Source organism: Prosthecobacter sp. (assembly GCF_029946185.1).
In the GTDB taxonomy this organism is placed as follows: Bacteria; Verrucomicrobiota; Verrucomicrobiia; order Verrucomicrobiales; family Verrucomicrobiaceae; genus Prosthecobacter.
The window spans coordinates 22,988-30,435 of sequence record NZ_JAQSEA010000175.1 but is presented as its reverse complement, the minus strand read 5'-3'; the positions used below and the strand labels follow the sequence as shown (position 1 = coordinate 30,435).

Sequence of the window (7,448 nt, the reverse complement as noted above, 5' to 3'; positions counted from 1 at the left end):
TACTGGAGCGCGGGGCCTCCGAGCCCGCAGCAGGCGGCAAACACCGAGAGTTACGTCGATGGCGCAGAAAGCCGTTAGCAGAAAAACATACCGCAGCTTCGAAACCATAACGAAAACGCGGAGATGCAAATGCACGCGGAGTGCGGCCTTCTTCGCCAAGGCTACGAAGGCCATGACGGGCTCGGAGGCCCGCGCTCCGAGGCGCTGGAGAATGCGCGGGGCTGTTAGGCGTCCTCGCGCACATAGGTCCAAGTCCACTGGTGCCAGTCGGTCACGAGTTCGGCCTTCACCGGATTATTTCGGATGTAACGGATGGTTCGTTCCTGGTGCTCTTCGTCACGCATATACGTGTCCCAATAGTCCGCCTGCCAAAAAGGGCCCGAACGTCCGAGGTGCTTGTTGGCCTGTGTGGCGGTGTACTGTTTCCAGCTTCCCAGGATGTCCGCCATTGGAACCGCGTGCACTTCAAACAGCACATGCACATGGTTGGGCATGATCGTGAAAGCGATCAGTCCGTAGCGAGCAGTGTCAAATTTTTGCAGCGACGCTGCTGTCATCTTTGCGAGATTTTCATCCCGCAGATGGCAGGCTCCATATCCGTGGTCGAGCCACGCTTCGAGCTGGATCCGGCGTTCGCGATCATCCTCGATTTTGAGAAACTTGGACCATTCCGCGCGTAGCTCCTCGGGAAAGCTGTCCGCAAGTCGGAAGGTAACAAACTGGGTCAGCCCCGGCTCATCGCGATGAGGAATGTAACCCCGTTCGTTCCAGCCGCGAAACCCATCGCCCTGTTCCTCCCGTGTGGGATTCAGCGAGGTGCGTCGCTGCCGTCTCACCACATTCCGAACTTCGGGATTGTACGGCGGACCTTCCCTGCGTTTGAAGCGGCTTTCGCTCATCCCAAGATCAAACAAAGATGCGATCGCTGCGCAAGCAGAACTGGAGCGCGGGACCTCCGAGCCCGCAGCAGGGGGCAAACACCAAGAGTTACGTTGATTGCTCAGAAAGCCGTTAGCAGAAAAACACCCCGAAGCTCCAGACCGGGCTGAAGAAAAAAGCGGTGCCTCTCGTACTTCTCGTACCTCGCGGAGCGCTGCGGGCTCAGAGGCCCGAGCGCCATAAAGCTGAGTCAGGCCGCTGCACCGCTTGACTGGCGCAGCCTTGTCCTCTTGACGGTTCCCTCCGCCTCTTAATTAAACAACTTCGTTCCCGCCTTGAGCTGCTCGGCGTGCTCCAGCATGCCGAGTTCCACGCGTTCGCGGATCGTACGTTCGCCGATGCCGTCGTGCTTGGTGGCGACGAGGGCTTTGAGGAGGTCGATCATCGACTTCAAGTCATCCATCATCACGAATTCCGGCGCGATCTGGCGGGCGTCGTTGAGATTGTGGTAATTACCCAAGGGGATGGAGATGCCGGCGCTGCGGACTCCTGAGGCCTGCGTGGCGGTGGCTTCACAGGCTCCGGCGTCGAGCAGGCAGCGCTGCACGCGGATGCCCTGCTCCTTGGCGGTGGTCATCAGCACAGCCATGGCTTCGCTGTCGAAAATGGAAACACGATCACCGACGCGCAGGATCGGACCACCACCCATGACGGCTCCGTTGACGGGGCGGCTGGTTTCGAGCGAGAGGAAAACGCTGTCGGCACCAAAGGGCCAGTTTTGCGCGAGGTGCCAGGCTCCGAGCCAGCCCACTTCTTCCGCGCGGGTGAATGCCGCATGCACGGTGGTCTGGATGTTCAGACGGGCGAGTTCGAGAAAGGTCATCACGATGGCGGCACAGCCGATGATGTCGTCGCAGGCGGTGGCCTCAATGCGGGTGTTGGTGATGTTCACCGGGAAATTCCACGTGGCGAGCTGGCCCTTGGCCTTGCGCAGGCCGCGCTTCACACCGGCTTCCACTTCCAGCTTGCCGACGCCGCCGAGAAATTCCCATTCATCGCGTTTGGTGCTGCCGGGTGGCTTGATGAAAGCGGGGTGGTCCATGTGCGCACCGAGCACCCAGGTGGGCTTGCTCTTGGACTTGCCATTCTTGTATGTGGCCAGCAGGTTGCCGAATTTGTCATGCTTCAACTTCACATGCGGGCAGTCTTTGAGCAGGGCCTCAATCTCCGCACGTACATGATATTCATGAAACGGAGCCGTTGGCTGCTTGAGGAGTCGCTTGAGAATGTTGTTGAGGTTGGTGGTCGGCATGCGCCATCGTAACGCGAATTTATGCAAACACCAAACGCCACGTGACGCAGCTTCGATATTTTCTTCGATGCCGTCGCTTGAGCGTGTGGTCGTCAGCACGACAATGGCTGTTCATGGTTGAACGCTGCGCTGCGCCGTCGTAACACGTTTTGCCCCCCTCTATTCATCTGTGAAGAAGCTTCGATATTCCCTTGAGATCAAGATGCTGGATCTGGCCGTCTGGCTGCTCCCACGCGTGCCGCGCCATGTGCTCATGGTGCTGTCACGCGCCCTCGGCACCCTGGCCTTCTGGCTGGACGCGCGCGGACGCGCCACGGCGCTGGACAATCTGCGCTGCGCTTTTGGGGATCAATACTCACCGGCCCAGCGGCGGCAGATCGCCTGCGGCTCCTACCAGGTGTTTGCACGCACCTTCGTGGATTTGTTCTGGTCCCCGCAGCTCACGGCGAACAACTGGCAGAAGCATTTCGACATCATCACGAATCTCGATACCGAAGCAAAAGCGCGTGAAACGGGCGCGGTGTGGGTGACGCCGCATTTCGGCAACTTTGAACTCGTGAGCCAGATCTGGGGCTTTCGCGGATTCCCCTTCACCGTGGTGGCGCAGGATTTCAAGAACCCGGCCATCACACATCTATTCAGAAGGCTGCGCGAGCAGTCCGGCCACACCTTCATCTCGCAGGACAATGCCATGATCAAGCTGGTGAAGGCGCTCAAGCGCAAGGGCCACGCGGGGCTGCTCACGGACCTGAGCATCGCACCCAGCCGGGCGGCGACGGCGATCCAGTGCTACGGCATGTGGACCTCCGTGCCCACGCTGCATGTGGTGCTGGCACAGCGTCTGGGCATTCCCGTCATCACCGGGGTGTGTCGCCCGCTGCCGGATGGTCGCTATGAGGCGCATCTTTTTGAAGCCATTGCCCCCAAGCCGGAGGACGACGTGCGTGAAGTGACGCAGCACATCTGGGACCTCTTTGAAGCCGAGATCCGCAAGCACCCCGAATGCTGGCTGTGGATGTACAAGCAGTGGCGCTACCGCCCCGTGGGTGAGCACGGCGTGCCGCACCCGGACTACCCTTTATACTCCAATCTGAACGAGGCCCTCATCGAAATGATTCCCGCAGCCCTGCGCCCTCAGGCGAAGGCGGGCTGAATGTCTCTGAAAGAGTTCGCCGTTCACGCCTGTTTTTCCATTGCCCAGTGTGCTCGGCGCTCGTAACCCTCACACCTCCTAAAAACCAACCTGCCAATGTCCATTCCCCATCTTCCTGCTCTCCGCAAAGGCCGCCCCTATGAGTCGCTCGACAAGGCTCAGGTCAAAGACCACAAAACCGGCGAGGTCTGCGCCGAGATCAGCCAGGTGAATGCCGGCATCGTGCGCAAGGATCTCGCAAAGATCGACGAAGCACGCGCCGCGCTCAAGAAGTTCACCGTGGAGCAGCTCATCGAGATCACCGCCAAGGCGGGCGATCTCTTCCTCAACGGCACCCTGCCGCTGGGAGACAAAGGCCACACACAGAGCCCGGAAGAGTACATCGCCACGCTGTCCCGCACCAGCGGCCTGCCGCACGTCATGGTGAAGCGCAACATGACCAAGCTGCACTTTGCCCTGACGAACATGAAGATGATCCTCAACGGCCTCACACGCGGCCTTGATTTGAGCGTCATCGACCAGGGCTTTGGCACGCAGTCCGGCTGCCCCGTCTCCTACTTTCCCACCACGAAGTCCCTCGGCCTCATCATGCCGAGCAATTCCCCGGCGGTGAATTCCCTCTGGCTGCCCTCCATCGCGCTCAAAATCCCGGTGGTCATTAAGCCAGGCCGCGAGGAGCCATGGACGCCGTATCGTCTCATCCAGGCCTTCATCGCCGCTGGTGCCCCGCCTGAGGCCTTCGGCTTCTACCCGACCGACCACGAAGGCAGCGGCGAAGTCGTGAAGCTCAGCGGTCGCAACCTCGTCTTTGGCGATGTGGCCATGGCGAAGATGTATGAGGGCAATTCATCCGTGCAGGTGCATGGCCCCGGCTGGAGCAAGATCATCATCGGCGAAGACAAGATCGAAAACTGGAAGGACTACCTCGATGTCATGGTGGCCTCCATCAGCGACAACGGCGGGCGTTCCTGCATCAATGCCTCCGCTGTGATCGTGCCGAAGTATGGCAAGGAAATCGCCACCGCCCTGGCTGAGCGCCTGGGCAAGGTGTCCCCCACCACCTCCGAAGACGAAAACGCACGCCTCGCAGGCTTTGCGAACGTGAAGATGGCCGACTACATCGACAGCGCCATCGATCACGATCTGCAGACCCCGGGTGCCGAAGACATGACCGCGCAGTTCCGCGACGGCCCGCGCAAAGTGGAATTCCACGGCGGCACCTTCCTTCGTCCTACCATCATCTGGTGCTCGGACAACAAGCACCCCCTCGCCAATCGCGAATTCCTCTGCCCCTACGCCAGCGTGCTCGAAGTGCCGCAGGGCGAAGTGCTGGGCCGCATCGGCTACTCCCTCATTGTCACCGCCATCACCAAGGACCCGGCCTTCATCAACGACCTGCTCGAGTGCGGCGACATCGACCGCCTGAACATCGGGCCGATCAGCACCATGAAGATCAGCTGGGACCAGCCGCACGAAGGCAACATGTTCGAGTTCCTGTACAAGCGCCGTTCCATCGACTGCGCATGATTTGAACTCGAAGCCGACGCACATGTCCCTCGCACCCTTCGACTACCAGCCGCGCACGCGGCTCATCTACGGCAACGGCACGCTCGAGCGCGTGGGCGAACTTGCGCAGGCTCTCGGCGGCACGCGGGCGCTGGTGGTGAGCGATCCCGGCATTGTGAAGGCGGGCTACGTGACACGCGCCGTGTCCTTTCTCATCGCAGCCGGATTGCAGGCCCGTGTGTTTGGTGACGTGCGGGAAAACCCCAGCACCGAAGACGTGGACGCCTGCGTGGCGGTGGCGCGCGAGTTCAAGGCGGACATCATCATCGGCCTCGGCGGCGGCAGCAGCATGGACACTGCAAAGGGCTGCAACTTCATCCTCACCAACGGCGGCCGCATGCACGACTACTGGGGCGTTGGCAAGGCCACGCAGCCGATGCTGCCACTCATCGCCATCCCGACCACCTCCGGCACTGGCAGCGAATGCCAGAGCTTTGCGCTGATCTCCGATGCCGAGACGCATGTGAAGATGGCCTGTGGGGATCCCAAAGCCGCCGCAAAGGTGGCCATCCTCGACTCCGAACTCACCGTCTCCCAGCCACAGCGCGTGACCGTTTGCACCGGCATGGATGCGCTGACGCACACGCTGGAAACCGCCGTCACCAACAAGCGCAATGCGTTTTCATCCCTCTACTCCCGCGAGGGCTTCCGCCTCTGCCACAGCGGCTTCAGCCGGGTGCTACGCGACCCGCAGGACCTCGAAGCACGCGGCATGATGCAGCTCGGCGCAGCTTATGCAGGCATCGCCATTGAGAACAGCATGCTCGGTGCCGCGCACTCCTGCGCCAATCCGCTCACCGCCAAGTTCAACGTCGTCCATGGCGAAGCCGTGGGCGTGATGATGCCGCACGTGATCCGCTTCAACTCCCGCGACCCCGAGATCGCCGCCATCTACAAGAGCTACTTCGACGGCGACCTCGCCGACCGCGTGACCGAACTTCTGTGGGAGGCCCAGATGCCCCGCCACATCGCTGAATATGGCGTGAAGGAAGAGCACCTGCAGGACCTCGCCGAGATGGCCGCCAAGCAGTGGACCGCACAGTTCAATCCCCGTCTCCCCAGCGTGGATGATTTCGTGGCGATGTATCGCGCGGCGCTGTAAAGAAGGAACCGCTAAAATCTAGCGCGTGCGCAATACCGCCCCATCTACGGCGGGGTGGCCTGTGACTCTGACGGGATTCAGACCTTCTCACCTCTTGGCCCGGCCTTTGTGCGGAATGTTGGGAGGATGAATCGGAGCGAGGATGCAGAAGACTACTTCGCTGCGCCGGGCGCGGGCTTGGTGGGGGCATCCTCGCGCTCAGTGGTGACTTGGTAGGTTTTACCGTCGGTGACGACCTGCACGTTGCCGTTGAGGCCGGTGACGTAGGTGCGGGTACCGAGGGCCTGGAGGTCTTTGGTGCTGCGAATGCCACGTGCGTAGCGTGGGAAGACGCTGGCGATGGAGACCTCAGGGCGCGTGGCTTCGCCGAAGGCTTTGGGGATGGGGTGAATGCCGTGACCAGGGGCTACCAGAATGTGACATTTGAGTTTGGACTTGTCCACGAAGGGCATGAGGCTGGCCTCGATGTCTTCGGTCTGGATGTCTCCGGGCAGGAGGAAGACGATGTCGCCAAACTGGATGCGGAGGGCGAGGGAGTTGGCGTTGACAAGGAAATGTGAGGGGGTGTCGTTCTTGGGGCGGGTGGTGATCTTGGGGTCTGTGAAGTAGGTCTTGGGCGGGGCAATGACTTCGATCTTCAAATCGGAGTCGAGCTTGAGGGTTTCGCCAGCGGTGGCGCAGAGGTAGGCGCCGCGTGCGCGGAACTCCTCCCGGACGCGGGTGTAGTGATCAAGCTCGTCTTTGTTCGTGCCGAGGTAGTCGGCGGGATCGCCGCTGTGAAAGTTGTAGCCGCAGTCGATGAGCTGATTGATCTTGAAGTTGTCCTTGAGCCAGAGCAAGCCGCCGAAGTGGTCGTAGTGCGCGTGACTCATGAACACGCCGTCGATGCTGGTGACGCGCTGCTTTTTGAGCAGCGGCGCAATGAGATCGCGCCCGGCATTGAAGTTGGCCAGCCAGCCGTCCGAGGAGAGCTTTTCGGGATGTGCGGTGCCGGTGTCATAAAGCCAGGTTTTGCCCGAAGGCGTGCGCATGACGATGGCAAGCCCGGCACCGCGCTGGATGTCGGTGATTTCGAGAACCTGGAAGCTGAAGGTGGGCTGGGCGGCGGTGGCGGCGGTAAGAAAGGTGACACTGAGTGCGGCGGCACGTAGGAGGACGGAGATATTGCGATGGAGCATGGCGACGCTGTGGTAGGGAGTGATGGACAGAGAGTACGCGAAAGAGGGGCGGGATTGGACAGCGAAATGGATGAAAGGAAGGCTTCGTGGCTGAGTGATGCGGGGAGGTTTGCGTGAGGAAATCCGAGCCTCTGAGTGATGAGATTTCGAGCAGTTTTGCATGCACCAGCGTTCCTCGGAGCGCGGAATTGATTCCGCTGCACTCCGCTACACACACCCGCTCCGCTTTGGCACGCTACTTTCGCGACACTGGGCATC

Annotated in this window: 6 protein-coding genes; 3 read left to right on the top strand and 3 right to left on the bottom strand. The window is 60.9% G+C overall.

What is annotated here, in order from left to right; translation table 11 throughout:
- Nucleotides 1–224 precede the first annotated feature (224 nt).
- The gene (locus tag PSV43_RS15385; protein ID WP_300199070.1) at nucleotides 225–899 is read right to left on the bottom strand and encodes a transposase; all 675 of its coding nucleotides are present in this window, start codon (nucleotides 897–899) and stop codon (nucleotides 225–227) included.
- Between the two features lie 290 nt (nucleotides 900–1,189).
- On the bottom strand, nucleotides 1,190–2,191 hold the full coding sequence (locus PSV43_RS15380; RefSeq protein ID WP_300199067.1) for a M20/M25/M40 family metallo-hydrolase: 1,002 nt from the start codon (nucleotides 2,189–2,191) through the stop codon (nucleotides 1,190–1,192).
- Between the two features lie 169 nt (nucleotides 2,192–2,360).
- Between PSV43_RS15380 and PSV43_RS15375 the strand changes: the two genes are divergently transcribed.
- The 3 genes from PSV43_RS15375 (at nucleotide 2,361) to PSV43_RS15365 (ending at nucleotide 6,012) form a co-directional block, all read left to right on the top strand.
- Nucleotides 2,361–3,344 (top strand): lysophospholipid acyltransferase family protein, encoded by a 984-nt coding sequence (locus PSV43_RS15375; RefSeq protein ID WP_300199064.1) that lies wholly within the window; start codon nucleotides 2,361–2,363, stop codon nucleotides 3,342–3,344.
- A gap of 96 nt (nucleotides 3,345–3,440) precedes the next feature.
- Entirely contained in the window at nucleotides 3,441–4,871 is a 1,431-nt protein-coding gene (locus tag PSV43_RS15370) for an aldehyde dehydrogenase family protein (RefSeq protein ID WP_300199061.1), read from the top strand.
- A gap of 22 nt (nucleotides 4,872–4,893) precedes the next feature.
- Nucleotides 4,894–6,012: an iron-containing alcohol dehydrogenase gene (locus tag PSV43_RS15365; protein WP_300199058.1), complete on the top strand. Its 1,119-nt coding sequence runs from the start codon at nucleotides 4,894–4,896 to the stop codon at nucleotides 6,010–6,012.
- A gap of 152 nt (nucleotides 6,013–6,164) precedes the next feature.
- Here PSV43_RS15365 and PSV43_RS15360 read toward each other — a convergent pair whose 3' ends face one another.
- The gene (locus PSV43_RS15360; protein WP_300199055.1) at nucleotides 6,165–7,190 is read right to left on the bottom strand and encodes an MBL fold metallo-hydrolase; all 1,026 of its coding nucleotides are present in this window, start codon (nucleotides 7,188–7,190) and stop codon (nucleotides 6,165–6,167) included.
- Nucleotides 7,191–7,448: the final 258 nt, after the last annotated feature.

What these genes read in the sequence shown, in the direction of transcription:
- PSV43_RS15380 (WP_300199067.1), bottom strand. Translation starts at nt 2,191, where the DNA reads ATGCCGACCACCAACCTCAACAACATTCTCAAGCGACTCCTCAAGCAG.
- PSV43_RS15360 (WP_300199055.1), bottom strand. Translation starts at nt 7,190, where the DNA reads ATGCTCCATCGCAATATCTCCGTCCTCCTACGTGCCGCCGCACTCAGT.
- PSV43_RS15365 (WP_300199058.1), top strand. Translation starts at nt 4,894, where the DNA reads ATGTCCCTCGCACCCTTCGACTACCAGCCGCGCACGCGGCTCATCTAC.
- PSV43_RS15385 (WP_300199070.1), bottom strand. Translation starts at nt 899, where the DNA reads ATGAGCGAAAGCCGCTTCAAACGCAGGGAAGGTCCGCCGTACAATCCC.
- PSV43_RS15370 (WP_300199061.1), top strand. Translation starts at nt 3,441, where the DNA reads ATGTCCATTCCCCATCTTCCTGCTCTCCGCAAAGGCCGCCCCTATGAG.